11 protein-coding genes and 1 pseudogene are annotated in these 13573 nt (G+C 71.3%); 5 read left to right on the top strand and 7 right to left on the bottom strand.

Annotated elements, in window-relative coordinates:
- A pseudogene (locus G3I19_RS27590) lies at window positions 1–273 on the bottom strand (peptidoglycan-binding protein); the annotation flags it as partial.
- 714 nt (window positions 274–987) lie between these two features.
- Here G3I19_RS27590 and G3I19_RS27585 point away from each other — a divergent pair.
- Window positions 988–3027, top strand: coding sequence for an MFS transporter (locus tag G3I19_RS27585; protein WP_164266423.1), 2040 nt, complete (start codon window positions 988–990; stop codon window positions 3025–3027).
- Between the two features lie 136 nt (window positions 3028–3163).
- Here the strand turns inward: G3I19_RS27585 and G3I19_RS27580 are convergent, their stop codons facing one another.
- Entirely contained in the window at window positions 3164–3649 is a 486-nt protein-coding gene (locus tag G3I19_RS27580; protein WP_203600385.1) for a GNAT family N-acetyltransferase, read from the bottom strand.
- A 96-nt stretch (window positions 3650–3745) separates the two neighbouring features.
- Here G3I19_RS27580 and G3I19_RS27575 point away from each other — a divergent pair, with 96 nt between their 5' ends.
- Both G3I19_RS27575 and G3I19_RS27570 read left to right on the top strand, forming a co-directional pair.
- Window positions 3746–4324 (top strand): hypothetical protein, encoded by a 579-nt coding sequence (locus G3I19_RS27575; protein ID WP_239074872.1) that lies wholly within the window; start codon window positions 3746–3748, stop codon window positions 4322–4324.
- Window positions 4324–4890 carry a hypothetical protein gene (locus G3I19_RS27570; RefSeq protein WP_164266422.1) on the top strand — a complete coding sequence of 189 codons (567 nt, stop codon included), beginning with the start codon at window positions 4324–4326 and terminating at the stop codon, window positions 4888–4890. The genes G3I19_RS27575 and G3I19_RS27570 overlap by 1 nt, the downstream gene beginning before the upstream one ends.
- Window positions 4891–4929: 39 nt before the next feature.
- Here the strand turns inward: G3I19_RS27570 and G3I19_RS27565 are convergent, their stop codons facing one another.
- Window positions 4930–5256 (bottom strand): antibiotic biosynthesis monooxygenase, encoded by a 327-nt coding sequence (locus tag G3I19_RS27565; protein ID WP_164266421.1) that lies wholly within the window; start codon window positions 5254–5256, stop codon window positions 4930–4932.
- 142 nt (window positions 5257–5398) lie between these two features.
- Window positions 5399–6484, bottom strand: a complete 1086-nt coding sequence (locus G3I19_RS27560; protein ID WP_343235224.1) for a DUF2330 domain-containing protein — start codon at window positions 6482–6484, stop codon at window positions 5399–5401.
- 553 nt (window positions 6485–7037) lie between these two features.
- Here G3I19_RS27560 and G3I19_RS27555 point away from each other — a divergent pair.
- Window positions 7038–9107 carry a bifunctional glycosyltransferase 87/phosphatase PAP2 family protein gene (locus G3I19_RS27555; protein WP_164266424.1) on the top strand — a complete coding sequence of 690 codons (2070 nt, stop codon included), beginning with the start codon at window positions 7038–7040 and terminating at the stop codon, window positions 9105–9107.
- A 47-nt stretch (window positions 9108–9154) separates the two neighbouring features.
- Here the strand turns inward: G3I19_RS27555 and G3I19_RS27550 are convergent, their stop codons facing one another.
- Complete coding sequence (locus G3I19_RS27550) at window positions 9155–10399, bottom strand: cytochrome P450 (protein ID WP_164266420.1); 1245 nt, start codon at window positions 10397–10399, stop codon at window positions 9155–9157.
- 292 nt (window positions 10400–10691) lie between these two features.
- Here G3I19_RS27550 and G3I19_RS27545 point away from each other — a divergent pair, with 292 nt between their 5' ends.
- Window positions 10692–11861 (top strand): steroid 3-ketoacyl-CoA thiolase, encoded by a 1170-nt coding sequence (locus tag G3I19_RS27545; protein WP_164266419.1) that lies wholly within the window; start codon window positions 10692–10694, stop codon window positions 11859–11861.
- Here the strand turns inward: G3I19_RS27545 and G3I19_RS27540 are convergent.
- Window positions 11845–12885, bottom strand: coding sequence for an ECF transporter S component (locus tag G3I19_RS27540; protein WP_203600387.1), 1041 nt, complete (start codon window positions 12883–12885; stop codon window positions 11845–11847). The genes G3I19_RS27545 and G3I19_RS27540 overlap by 17 nt on opposite strands.
- The coding region (locus tag G3I19_RS27535) for an ATP-binding cassette domain-containing protein (protein WP_164266417.1) at window positions 12849–13573 on the bottom strand (725 nt) is incomplete at its 5' end. The genes G3I19_RS27540 and G3I19_RS27535, both read right to left, overlap by 37 nt.

Genomic DNA, 13573 nt, shown 5'->3' with positions numbered 1-13573 from the left:
CGGCTGCCCGGACCGTGTGCCGGTGGTGGTGGACGGCTTCGGCTGCCCCGCTGTGGTGGACGGCGCGGTGGGGCGGGAGTCCGCCGTCCCCGAGGGGGATGCGGATGCGGATACGGACGTGGAGGGCGGGGGTGGCTGGACCGGGGCGTCGGGGGCGCTCGTCATCACGTCGGGCAGGGCCTGGTCCTCCGCGGGGCCGTCCGGCGAGAACAGCCCGGCCGCGAACGCCGCGCCGCCCAGCACGGCTACCGCGGCCACCCCGCCGGCGATCACGGTGAAGGGTCTTCGCCGCCGCGCGGACGGCCGGGGCTCTCCGACTGGGGCCGCCTGTGACGGCTCTGTTTCCCCCGGCCCTGTTCCCACCGGCCCGGGCCCCGTCGGCGCCGACCCGGTCCCCACCTGCTCCGGCCCCGGCCCGGTCCCCAACGGCGCCGGCCGTACGTGTCCCGGCATCGGCTCCACCGGCCCCGGCCGTACGTGTCCCGGCGCCGACTCCACCTGCTCCGGCCCTGGCCCTACCGGTGCCGGCCCAGGTCCCACCAGACCCGGCCCAGGTCCCACCGGCGCCGGCCCAGTCCCCACCGGTGCTGGTCCCGGCCCCGCCTGTCCCGGCCCCGCCTGCCCCGGCCCCGCCTCTCCCGGCCACCTCGTTTCTGTCGGCCCCGGTTCCTGCCCCACCGGCGCCGGCCCTGGCGTTACCTGCCCTGGCCCAGGCCCCACCTGTCCCGGCCCCCGCCCCGGCTCCTGCTCCTGCTCCACCGCGCTCGCCCTCGTCACCCGCACGGCGGCGGACGGTGTCTCCGGGTACGCGGCCCCCACCACGTCGTCCAGCGGATCCGGCGGCGGATCAGGCAGCCGTACATAGGGCCGTACACGCAGCGGATCGAAATCCTCATGGCTCACTGTGGCCACCCCCCTTGACTCGTGCCCTCGAACTCGCGCCCCTTGGACTCGCGGCGATTATGCCGCAGCACCAGGATGGGAGACATGGCTCAGGAAACCCCGGCACCCCCGGCAGCGCCGGTGGCGGCCGACGGGCAACCCCAGCGGTCCGTCCTCGTGGCGATCGGCGCCCTGCTGCTCGGAATGCTCCTCGCCGCCCTCGACCAGACGATCGTCTCGACCGCGCTCCCCACGATCGTCAGTGACCTCGGCGGCATGGAGCATCTGTCCTGGGTGGTCACGGCGTACATGCTGGCCTCGACCGCCGCCACACCTCTCTGGGGCAAGCTCGGTGACCAGTACGGCCGCAAGAAGCTCTTCCAGACGGCCATCGTCATCTTCCTGATCGGCTCCGCGCTGTGCGGTGTCGCGCAGAACATGCCGCAGCTCATCGGCTTCCGCGCACTCCAGGGCCTCGGCGGCGGTGGCCTGATGGTGCTGTCGATGGCGATCGTCGGCGACATCGTCCCGCCCCGCGAACGCGGCAAGTACCAGGGACTGTTCGGTGCCGTCTTCGGCGCGACGAGTGTGCTGGGCCCGCTGCTCGGTGGGCTCTTCACCGAACACCTCACCTGGCGCTGGGTGTTCTACATCAACCTCCCCATCGGCGTGATCGCGCTCGGTGTCATCGCCGCCGTGCTGCACATCCCGGTCCGCTCGACGAAGCACACCATCGACTACCTCGGTACGTTCCTCATCGCGTCCGTCGCCACCTGTCTGGTGCTCGTCGCCTCGCTCGGCGGTTCCACCTGGGCCTGGGCCTCGGCGCCGATCATCGGCCTCGCGGTGCTGGCCGTCGTCCTGCTCGCCCTGTTCGTGTACGTCGAACGGGGCGCCGCCGAACCCGTACTGCCCCTGAAGCTCTTCCGCATCAGGACCTTCGTGCTCTGCTCGCTCATCAGCTTCATCGTCGGTTTCTCGATGTTCGGCGCGATGACCTATCTGCCGACCTTCCTCCAGGTCGTCCAGGGCGTCTCACCGACCATGTCCGGCGTGCACATGCTCCCGATGGTGTTCGGCCTGCTGCTCTCCTCGACCGCGTCCGGCCAGATCGTCAGCCGCACCGGCCGCTGGAAGGTCTTCCCGATCGCCGGGACGGGCATCACCGCGATCGGTCTCGCACTGCTGCACCGGCTGACCGAGCACAGTTCCACCTGGTCGATGAGTATCAGCTTCTTCGTGTTCGGCCTGGGACTCGGCCTGGTCATGCAGGTCCTGGTCCTGGTCGTGCAGAACGCCGTGAGCTACCAGGACCTCGGCGTCGCCACCTCGGGCGCGACCTTCTTCCGCTCCATCGGGGCGTCCTTCGGCGTGGCCATCTTCGGCACCATCTTCACCACCCGGCTGCACGGCAAACTCAGCGACGCCCTGGCCGGCCGGCCGCTGCCGCCCGGGGTGAGCGCGGGCAGTCTCCAGGCCGACCCGCGTGCCATCGCGGCCCTCCCGCCGCAGCTGCGCCCGCGCGTGCTGCACGCGTACGCCTCGTCCATCACCGACGTGTTCCTGTACGCGGTGCCCGTGGTGCTGCTCGCCTTCGTCGTCGCCTGGTTCCTCAAGGAGGACAAGCTGCGCGGCTCGGTCACCACCCCGGAGGTCACCGAGACGCTCGCCTCCAACCCGGTCCAGCGGTCGTCGTACGACGAGGTGATGCGGGCCCTCTCGGTGCTCGGCAGCCGGGAGGGGCGGCGCGAGATCTACGAGACGATCACCGCGAAGGCGGGCTACGACCTGCTCCCCGCCACGAGCTGGCTGCTGCTGCGCATCAAACGCCACGGCCTGGTCGAACCGGCCCAGCTGGCCGAGACCGCTCCGGTCCCGCTGCGCGCCATCACGGAAGCGGCCCGGCAGGCGGAGGAGCGTGGCCTCGCCGTACGCGAAGGGGTGCAGCTCGCGCTGACCGACCCGGGTGTGAACGTCGCGGCTCGGCTCGCCAAGGCCCGCGAGGAGTCCCTCGCCGAACTGCTCGGCGACTGGTGGGGCCCGGAACGGCCCACCGATCTGGTCGTCCTGGTGGAGGAGCTGAACGGTGAGCTGTGCGGCTCGGACGCCGAATGGCCGCGCGAGCACGAACAGCGGCCGGTGTGACGCCCCGGCCCACCCGGCGCCGCCTGTCCTGACGGCCGGGGCCGCAGGCCTCCCTGCCGCAGGTCTTTCTCGCTACAGGTCCTTCCCGCCGCAGGCCCTTCCCGCTACAGGTCCTTCCCGCCGCAGGCCCTTCCCGCTACAGGTCTTTTCCGTACCAGATTTCCCTGTACGGGCCGGTCGTGTACGCCGGTATCTCCCGGTAACCCTGGCGTACGTAGAGCCCCCGCGCCTCGACGAGATCGAGCCGGGTGTTCAGCACCATCCTCTCCGCCCCGAGCTGCCGTGCCGCGTCCTCCAGCGTGCTGAGCAGCAGCTTGCCGCCGCCGGTGCCGCGCTGTCCGGGGCGGGTGTACACCCGGGTGAGCTCGGCGGTCGCCGGGTCGAGCAGCAGCACCCCGCCACAGGACGCGGGTTTGCCCTCGTGCCGGCCGACCAGGAACGCCCCGGTGGGGAAGACCAGTTGCTCGACGCCGTCGTCGGCCAGCCCGTCGTCGATCTCCTGCTCGGTGGCGGGCCGCCGCCAGTAACGGCCGGCCACCTCGTCGTAGTAGGAGCGCCGCAGCGCGTATGCGTCAGGGGTGTCGAAGGGCTCGGGGGCCACGATCCAGGTCACCGGAGGCATTGTGGCCGCGGAGCCGTCGTTTGGCACCTGAATTCCGGGACACTCGAACGGCGTACGAATAACGGTCCGTTCGCGAGAAGGAAGGCACTCATCATCATGCCCACAGTCCTGATCGTCGCGGTGATCGTGGTGTTCGTCGCTGTCGTCGCCGCTTTTCTGTACGTCGGGCCCGGCAGGGGAACACGCCGCGGCAGCCTGAGGCGCCGCTTCGGCCCCGAGTACGACTGGGTGCTGGCACGTCATGACGGCAATGCCAGAGCCGCGGAGGCGGAGCTCGGTGAGCGGGTGAAGCGGCACGGCTCACTGGAGGGACGTCCGCTGACCCCCGAGACGCGGGAACGGTTCGTGTCCCGGTGGACCGGGCTCCAGGAACAGTTCGTCGACTCACCGCGGCAGGCGGCCGCCGAGGCCGAGCGGCTCGTCGGCGCACTCGCGCAGGAGCGCGGATTCCCGGCTCCCGAGGACCGCGAGAACCAGGTCGACGCGCTGTCGGTGCACCACCCGCACCAGGTGAACGGCTACCGCACGCTGCACAGTTCGGTGGCGGACGGCGCGGGCACCGAGGACCTCAGGGCCGCGCTGCTCGAAGCGCGCGGCCTCTTCGGTGAGCTGGTGGCCACCCGGGAACACGATCCGGACCGCGGGGCCGAGCGGGTCCGGGGAGGGAGCGCGTAATGGCGTACGAACAGGAACTACCCGAGCGACAGGATGTACCGGGCCCGGACGTGCGGGTCCCGGACGTACGGGGTGACGGCTTCGAAGCGGGTACGGCCGACGGGCACGAGGCCGTGCCGGTGCCGGACTCCGTCGCCGAGGCGGGCGTGGAGCCCGCGGCGGACGTGCGGGGGAGCGGTTTCGAGACCGAGGAGGCGGGCCGGCATGCGACGACCGCGCACGCCTCGGGCCATGACACCGGCCCGTCGGACGCCGGGCCGTCCGGCACCGGCACAGACCCCGGCACCGGGTCCGCCGGTCAACTCATCTCCGCCGACGAGCGCGAGAAGCTGGAGCGCCGTCTGCACGGAGCCGTCAGCGGCTTCGTGGACGCGCCGAGGAGAGCGGTCGAGCAGGCCGACCGGGTCCTCGACGAGACGGTGACGAGGGTGACCGCCCTCCTCGCCGAGCAGTCCGACAGCCTGCGGATGTCCTGGCACGGAAAGGACGGGTCGCCCGCCACCGAGGAACTGCGGCTCGCGCTCCGCACCTACCGCGAGGTGACGGAGCGCTTGCTGAAGCTCTGACCCGTAGCCCTGACCGGCAGCTCCGACCAGCGGCTCTGATCAGCCGTTCTTCGGGGCGGCCTGCTGGACGACCTCGAAGGACCACAGGGTCGAGCCGGAGGCGGCGGGCTTGGGACGCTCGCCGCCCTCGCCGCCGCCCGCGTGGGCGCCGCGCATGGACGTCGACATCCACTTCTCGAAGTCGGCCTCGGTGGCCCAGCGGGTGTAGACGAGGTACTGGTCGGTCCCCTCGACCGGGCGCAGCAGCTCGAACCACTCGAAGCCGTCGGAGTTCTCCACGGATCCCGCGCGGGAGGCGAACCGCTTCTCCAGCACCTCGCGCTGCTCGTCGGGCACAGTCAGGACATTGATCTTCACGATGCTCATATCGCCCATCCTGCCGTACCCGATGCCCGCCCGTGCGGGGTGGGTCGGGCCGTCGGGCCGGCCAACCCCTGGGCCACGCCGAATCCGTAGCAGCAGCGGCGGATCAGCGGCGCGAATCGGAAGAGGGGATCAGCGGCGCGGATCAGGAGAGTGGTGGCGGCGCGTGCACCGGCGGCGGAGGCACCACCGGGCGGCGCCGCCGGGCCGACACCAGCAGCAGGGCGGCCACCACGAACACCACCAGCACCCCGCCCACGGTCAGCAGCCAGACCGGGATCCCGCCCGCGGTCAGCAACTTCTCCTCGTAGATCACCCGCTGAAAAGGCCGGTCGGACGCGGCACGCCGCAGTTCGTGGTCCCCGTCGATCCGGGACGGCACGGGGAAGCTCTGCTCCAGCGCGGTCAGATACCGTTCCCCGTCCGCGAAGTGGCCCAGCGCACCCCCCGCCGGGACCTTCCCCGCGTACGTCACGTCGGGCGGCAGCCCTCCGATGCTGCTCCGCGGCTCCATCCGGTGCGCGGCCAGCACGTACAGGCCCAGCGTCTGCGGGTTCCGCGCACGCCGGGACAGCCGCATCGGATAGACCAGCCGGTCACTGGCGAAGGTCAGTTTCAGCGGGTCGAGGATGCCCGCGAGCGTGCCGCCCTTGTGGTCGGGGGCCAGCCGTACCGCCACGTACTCCCATTTCCGGTCGACGTACGGCTTGAGGTCGTTCGTCATCCCGTCGGGCAGCCGGAAGCCGTTCTGCCGGAGCCAGCTGTCCAGGGCTCCGGGGTCGGTGGCCGTCAGCCGGGCCACGTCGAAGGGCCCCAGACGCTGTCGGCCGACGACACCGACGGCCGGAGCGTCCGCCCGGGGCGGGACGGCGGATGCGCCGTCGTTCCCCGACCCGGAGCCGAACGGCCAGTCGTCACTGTGCGGCCAGAAATGGTCGCGGGTACGGTGCACCGGAGCCGTGACCGAATCCAGCGCGTCGAAGAGCGCGTTGTCGCCGAGCGTGACCGTGGCCCGGTGGGGCACCGGCATGATCCAGGCGGCCTGCTTCGCGTTCCCCGCGACCGTCAGGCTCATCACGATCTGCTCACGGTGCCCGTCCCAGCGCACCGCCGACGTCTCCCGGTCCACATTCAGCCGGGATGCCGGGTCGTGGACCAGCGCGCCGCATCCACAGGCGTACGCCGGTGCCACCAGCGAGCCCAACTGCACCGCCAGCAGTGCGAACACCACAAGAAGTGTTCTGCTCCGCAGCCGCGTCCCCCGCAGCTGCGTCCCCCGAATCGGTGGCCGCCCTGTCCGTACCGGTATCCGTCTCCCGTGAACCCGCATCCCCCGTGGCCTCTCCCCGTCACCAAGCCGTGCTGTTCAGTTCAGTTCAGTTCAGTTTCGCTTTCCGACACGAGCACAGACGGCGTACGAAGGGGGTCGGTTCCGGACAACTCCGCAGGCGGTCCGGCGCCCCGGATCCGCCGGTCGGTCTCAGCCACGCAGGGGGCCCACGGACCGGAGCGGCCTGCGGCTCGCTGCGGGCAGTGCTTGAATGGCCCGGCCAGGACGGCACGGCCAGGGCTGCCGGCGGATCAGGTGAACCAGGGGTTGCCTGCGTCCCTCCTACGGAGCAGTGCGAGTCTCTGGCAGAGCTATCAGACACCTATCGGACACAGGGACCGGGTATCTCCGGTTATGAGGACGGGCGGAGGGCCGGCGCGGCGTGGCGAACGAGGGGCACAGCGGGGCGCGGACTGCGGTGGGCGCAGGAGCGGGAATCGAGCGGGCACGAGCGGTGCTCTGGCTGGTCGTCGCCGCACTGGCGGTCCGGCAGGTGGCCGCCATACTGCGGTTGCCGCCCAGCAGACGCCTCACCGACCTGGAGACCTGGACGGGCGCCGACGGTGTGCTGCACATCGGCGGCCCGCTCTACGCGACCGGGAAGTTCACCGGAACCCCGTTCTCCGGTCTCGTACTGAAACCCCTGACCCGCTCCGCCGAGCAGAGCCTCGGCGTCGCCTGGACCTTCGGTTCGCTGCTGCTCGTCGTCGTTCTCGGCCTGGTCGCGGCGCGCGCGCTGCCGGGGGAGGTCTCCCGGCGTACGAGGCTGATCGCCGCCCCCGTCGCGATCAGCCTGCTGATGCTGTCGCTGCCGGTGCGCAACGCCTTCCACCTCGGCCAGACCAGCATCATCCCGGTACTCCTCGTCCTGCTGGGATGCTTCGCCGTACGGGACCAGCGCGGGTCCGGAGTGCTCATCGGGCTCGGGGCCGCGCTCCAGCCCACCGTGCTGCTCTTCGTGCCGCTGCTCTGGCTGACCGGCCGCAGGCGCGCCGCGCTCTCCGCCACCGCTGCCTTCGCGGTCTGCACCGCACTCGCCTGGGCCTTGATGGCGCGTGACTCCTGGACGTACTGGATCCACCATGTGGCGGGCGCCGGTCTCGGCTCGCACCCGGACGGGCTCGCCAACCAGTCCATGCACGGCGCGCTGCTGCGCCTCGGGCTGCACGGGCCGCTGGAGATCGTGGTCTTCCTGGTCCTCGCCGTGGCGGTCTCGGTCCTCGCGCTGCGCCGCGCCGCGCGGTACGCGAAGGACGGACAGCTGCTGCTCGCCGTCGCCGTGACGGGCTGCGCCGCGGTCGCGGTCTCGCCGACCGCCTGGCAGCACCAGCTGCTGTGGGTGCTGCTCGCGGTCGTCGGCCGGGTCGGCCGGCGCGCAGCCGACCGGATGGTCTGGCCCGCTGTGGTCGTACTGGTGAGCACGCTGCCGGGCACCATGCTGCTGCCCAACATGGCGGCGCTGTACCCGGTGCGGGACAACGTGGTGCTGCTGACCGCCATCGCCGCCGCCTGCGCGGTGCCCTTCATGGGCCGCACCGCGCCCGGCTGGGACGCGGCGGAGCCCACCGTGTACGCCACGCCGGTCCAGGCCCGCTGGAGCCGGTTGCCGCTGCTGCCGTTCTGGCGGCGGGTGCTGACCCGCCCCAACCTGCTGCTCGAACTCCTCGCGATCCGCGTCGGCTACTCGGTGTACTCGCACATCCGGGCCGCCGCGACCGGCGGCCGGTCCACCGCCGAGGCGCACGGCCGTACGGTCGTCTCGATCGAGAAGGCCCTGCACATCAACATCGAGCACTGGGCCAACCACGCGGTGGTGAAGGTCCACTGGCTCGAATCGTTCTTCAACTTCTACTACGAGTCGTTCCACTTCGTGGTGCCGCTGGCGATCCTCGCGGTGCTGTACGTGCGCCGCCCCAGCGACTACCGCTGGGCACGTACGTCCCTCTCCTTCGCGACCCTGCTCGGCCTGGTCGGCTTCTACTTCTTCCCGCTGGCCCCGCCCCGGCTGATGCCCGGCCTGGGCTTCATCGACTCGGTCCACGGGGCGCAGGACCTGGCGCACCCGGACTACGGCGCGATGACCGCGATGACCAACCAGTACGCGGCGATGCCCTCGCTGCACTTCGGCTGGGCGCTGTGGTGCGGGGTCACGGTGGCGGTCCTGGTCCCGAAGCGCTGGATGAAGGCGGTCGCGCTGCTGCACCCGATCTTCACGGTGAGCGCGATCATCGCCACCGCCAACCACTGGGTGCTCGACGCGATCGGCGGCGCGACGGTGGTGGCACTCGGCTTCGGCCTCACCTACCTGCTGGCGGGCCCGCGCACCCTGCTGGCGCCCGACGCGGCGAGGGAGCCCGAGCCCGCGCCCCGACAGAAACCGCCGTCACCTGAGCAGGAGCAGGAGCAGGAGCAGGAGCAGGAGCAGGAGCAGGAGCGGCAGGAGCCGGAACGGGAGCGGCAGGGACAGGAGCGGGAGCGGCAGGAGCCTGAGCAGCAGGAGCCGGAGGCGGCCGGCGCCGGCTGACGGGCCCCCGCGCGGGTCCCGGCCCGTGTGGGCCGGGACCGCCCCGGTCACCCCCGGTTCACCTGGAGTTCCTTGATCCCGTTCAGCCAGGCCGAGCGCAGCCGGCGTGGGTCGCCCGTCAGTTTCAGGTCGGGCAGTACGTCCGCGATCGCGTTGAAGATCAGGTTGATCTCCAGTACGGCCAGGGACTTGCCCAGGCAGAAGTGCGGGCCGCCGCCGCCGAAGCCGAGGTGGGGGTTGGGGTCGCGGGTGATGTCGAACTGTTCCGGGTTCTCGAAGACCTCGGGGTCGTTATTGGCCGACGAGTAGAAGATGCCGACCCGTTCACCGGCCTTGATCTGCTGTCCGCCCAGCTCCAGGTCCTGGGTCGCCGTGCGCTGGAAGGACACCACAGGGGTGGCCCAGCGCACGATCTCCTCGGCTGTCGTCTCGGGCCGGTCCGCCTTGTAGCGCTCCCACTGTTCGGGGTGCGTGAGGAAGGCGTGCATGCCGTGGCTGATCGCGTTGCGGGTGGTCTCGTTGCCCGCCACGGCGAGCAGGATGACGAAGAAGCCGAACTCGTCGGACGACAGGTTCCCTTCGCCCTCCGCCGCGACCAGTGTGGACACGATGTCCTTGGCCGGGCACTCCTTGCGCTCCGCCGCGAGGTTCATCGCGTACGAGACGATCTCCATGGCCGCCTCGGTGCCGACCTCCTCCGTGATCGCGTACTCGGGGTCGTCGTACGCCGCCATCTTGTTGGACCAGTCGAAGATCTTCGAGCGGTCCTGCTGCGGTACGCCGATCAGCTCGGCGATGGCCTGGAGCGGCAGCTCCACCGCGATGTTGGTCACGAAGTCGAAGGAGCCGTCGTCCGCAGCGCCCGCCAGGGCGGTCTCGACGATCGAGCGGGCGCGGTGGCGCAGCGCGTCCTCCAGCGAGCGGATGGCCCGCGGGGTGAAGCCGCGCTGGACGATCTGGCGGACCCGGGTGTGCTCGGGCGGGTCCATGTTCAGCATGATCAGCCGCTGTACGTCGATCTGGTCGCGGCTGATCGACTCGTTGAACCTGATGACCGCGGTGTTGGTGTTCGACGAGAACAGCTCCGGGTGTGTGGAGACGTACTTGACGTCCGCGTGCCGGGTGACGGCCCAGTACCCCTCGTCGCCGAAGCCCGCGATTCCGGTCGGCTGGGTGCACCACCAGACCGGTGCGGTCTGCCGGAGCTGTGCGAACTCGGGGTGTGGGACCCGGTCTTGGAGCAGATCCGGATCCGTGAAGTCGAATCCTTCGGGCAGATGGGGGCAGTGCATCGGCTCCTCCAACTCCAGGTCTGGCTGACTGTGCGCTCTGGCTGTGTCCGGCCGCTGACCGTCTGACGACCCATCAGAAGTGGTCCGAAGATAGTAACGAGTTCTACAAGGAGCAAGGGTTCCGGACGGAGTTGTTGCGTGCCAAGGGGGTGTACGGCGCCGCAAGACCCGTGCAAGGGCCTTGCGTACCGGGGGTAGCACTCATAAGACTGCACAGAGAACTAGAACGCGTATCAGTTCTTCCGCGCGGGCGCCGGGACGCCTCAGCGGACGTGGAGGAGAGGACGAGCTCATGGCCGCGGAACCCGTCATCGTCGAAGCCGTACGTACCCCCATCGGCAGGCGCGGAGGCGCCCTCGCCAATCTCCATCCCGCCTATCTGCTGGGCGAGACCTACCGTGAACTCCTGGGCCGCACCGCCATCCACGCCGACTGCGTCGAGCAGATCGTCGGCGGTACGGTCACCCACGCGGGCGAGCAGTCCATGAACCCGGCGCGCAGCGCGTGGCTGGCGATGGGGCTGCCGTACGAGACCGCGGCGACCACCGTGGACTGTCAGTGCGGGTCCTCGCAGCAGGCCAGCCACATGGTGGCCAACATGATCGCGGGCGGGGTCGTGGACGTCGGCATCAGCTGCGGTGTCGAGGCGATGTCACGGGTGCCGCTCGGCAGCGGCTCCAAGCACGGCCCTGGCAAGCCGTTCCCCGACGAGTGGAACGTCGACCTGCCGAACCAGTTCGAGGCCGCCGAGCGGATCGCCCGGCACCGCGGACTGACCCGCGAGAACGTCGACTCGCTCGGCCTGATCTCGCAGGAGCGGGCCGCCGCCGCCTGGGCCGAGGAGCGCTTCAAACGGGAGACGTTCGCCGTCCAGGTCCCCACCACCGAGGACGAACAGGCCGCGGGGCAGGGCATGTGGCGCCTGGTCGACCGGGACGAGGGGCTGCGTGACACCACCATGGAGGGGCTCGCCGGGCTCAAGCCGGTGATGCCGGTCGCCGTGCACACCGCGGGGAACTCCTCGCAGATATCCGACGGGGCCTGCGCGATCATGTGGGCGTCCAAGCGGATGGCACGGGCCCTCAAGCTCAGGCCGCGGGCGCGGATCGTCGCCCAGGCACTGGTGGGTTCGGACCCGCACTTCCATCTGGACGGGCCGGTGGACGCGACGCGTGCGGTGCTCGGCAAGGCGGGGATGTCGCTCAAGGACATCGACATCGTCGAGATCAACGAGGCGTTCGCGTCGGTGGTGCTCAGCTGGGCCAAGGTCTTCGAGCAGGACCTGGAGAAGGTCAATGTGAACGGCGGAGCGATCGCGCTCGGGCATCCGGTGGGGGCGACCGGCGCCCGGCTGATCACCACCGCGCTGCACGAGCTGGAGCGCAGGGACAAGGAGTTCGCGCTGATCACCATGTGCGCGGGCGGCGCGCTGGCCACCGGCACCATCATTCAGCGGCTGTAGAACCCGCGGCGGATCCGGGGCGGGCGGGACCTGATGACCGGTCCTGCCCCGCCTCCGATGCGGCCTGTACGCCGGGTTCGGCCTCCGCTTCGACGCGGGGTGCGGCCTCCGCGTCGGCGTGGGGCGGCGTCTCCGCCTCGACACCGTGTGCCGCCTCCGCTTCTGCGTGGGGTGCGGCCTCCACGGCGAACGCCGCCTCCGCTTCGAACGTCGCCTCCGCGTCGAAGGCCGCGCGCCGGGTCGCCCTGCGCAGTGCCTTCAGGACGGTCGAGCCGACCACCAGGGTCAGTACGACCGTGACGGCCGCCCGCCCCAGGTCCCAGCCGAGCGAGGTGGCCGCGCAGTACGCGAAGAAGCGCGCCAGATTCGCCCCGACCGCGGCACCGGGGTGGAAGGAGATCCCGGACGAGAGCCCGCCGATATACGTCCAGCCCTGCAGATTCATGACCGTGCCGTACGCGAACGCCGCCAGGCACCCGTATCCCGCGAGCATCAGCAACTCGGCCCGCCCGCGCAGCCGCCGGGCGCCCGGCAGCAGCCCGGCGCCCATCGTGAACCAGCCCATCGCCAGCATCTGGAAGGGCATCCACGGCCCGACCCCGCCGGTCAGCAGCGCGGAGGCGAACATCGTGACCGAGCCGAGCACGAAACCGAACCCGGGACCGAGCACCCGCCCGCTCAGCACCATCAGGAAGAACATCGGCTCAAGTCCCGCCGTACCCGCGCCGAGCGGTCGCAGCGCGGCGCCGACCGCCGCCAGCACACCGAGCATCGCCACCGCCTTCGCGTCGAGACCGGCGTCGGCGATCGTCGCCACCACGACGGCCACCAGCAGCGGAAGCAGCGCGGCGAACAGCCACGGCGCGTCCTGCGAGTGCGCGAGCCCGGACGCGGAGTCGGCGAGCAGCGGCCAGCCGAAGGCGAACACCCCGATCACCGTGATCAGGACGAGTGCGGCGACCGAGCGCGGCCCGAGACCGATGGCCCTCACAGTGCCTCCCGTACCTGGGCCACCGTCAGCCAGTCCTGCGGCGCGAGGATCTTCGAGACCTGCGGCGCGAAGGACGGCGACGAGACCACGACCTCCGGGGTCGGCCCGTCCGCGACGACCTCGCCGTCGGCCAGGATGACGACCCGGTGGGCGAGTTCGGCGGCCAGCTCCACGTCATGGGTGGCCAGCACGATGGCGTGCCCCTCACTCGCGAGCGCCCGCAGCACCCCGACCAGCCGGGCCTTCGCCGCGTAGTCCAGGCCGCGCGTCGGCTCGTCGAGCAGCAGCAGCGGGGGACGGCCGGTCAGGACGACCGCCAGTGCCAGCGCCAGCCGCTGCCCTTCGGAGAGATCACGGGGATGGGTGGAGTCCGGGACGCCTGGCAGCAGTTCGGAGACCAGGGCCCGGCAGCTGCCGGGGGCCGCGCCCGCGTCCGCGTCGGCCGCCGCGCACTCGGCGGCCACCGTGTCCGCGTACAGCAGATCGCGCGGCTCCTGCGGTACGAGCCCCACCCGGCGGATCATCTCGCGCGGCGGCGTCCGGTGCGGGGTCATCCCGCCGACCAGGACCGACCCCGACGACGGCTCGTGCATGCCGACGAACGTGCCGAGCAGCGTGGACTTGCCCGCGCCGTTGCGGCCCATCAGAGCGACCGTCTCGCCGGGCCGCACCGAGAGGGAGACCTGCCGCAGTGCCTCGGTCCTCCCGCGCCGCAGGCCCA

Origin of the sequence: Streptomyces sp. SID10853, assembly GCF_010548145.1 — a bacterium.
Taxonomy (GTDB): domain Bacteria; phylum Actinomycetota; class Actinomycetes; order Streptomycetales; family Streptomycetaceae; genus Streptomyces.
Note: the sequence above shows the minus strand (reverse complement) of the source record. Positions and strands in the feature narration are given on the sequence as shown.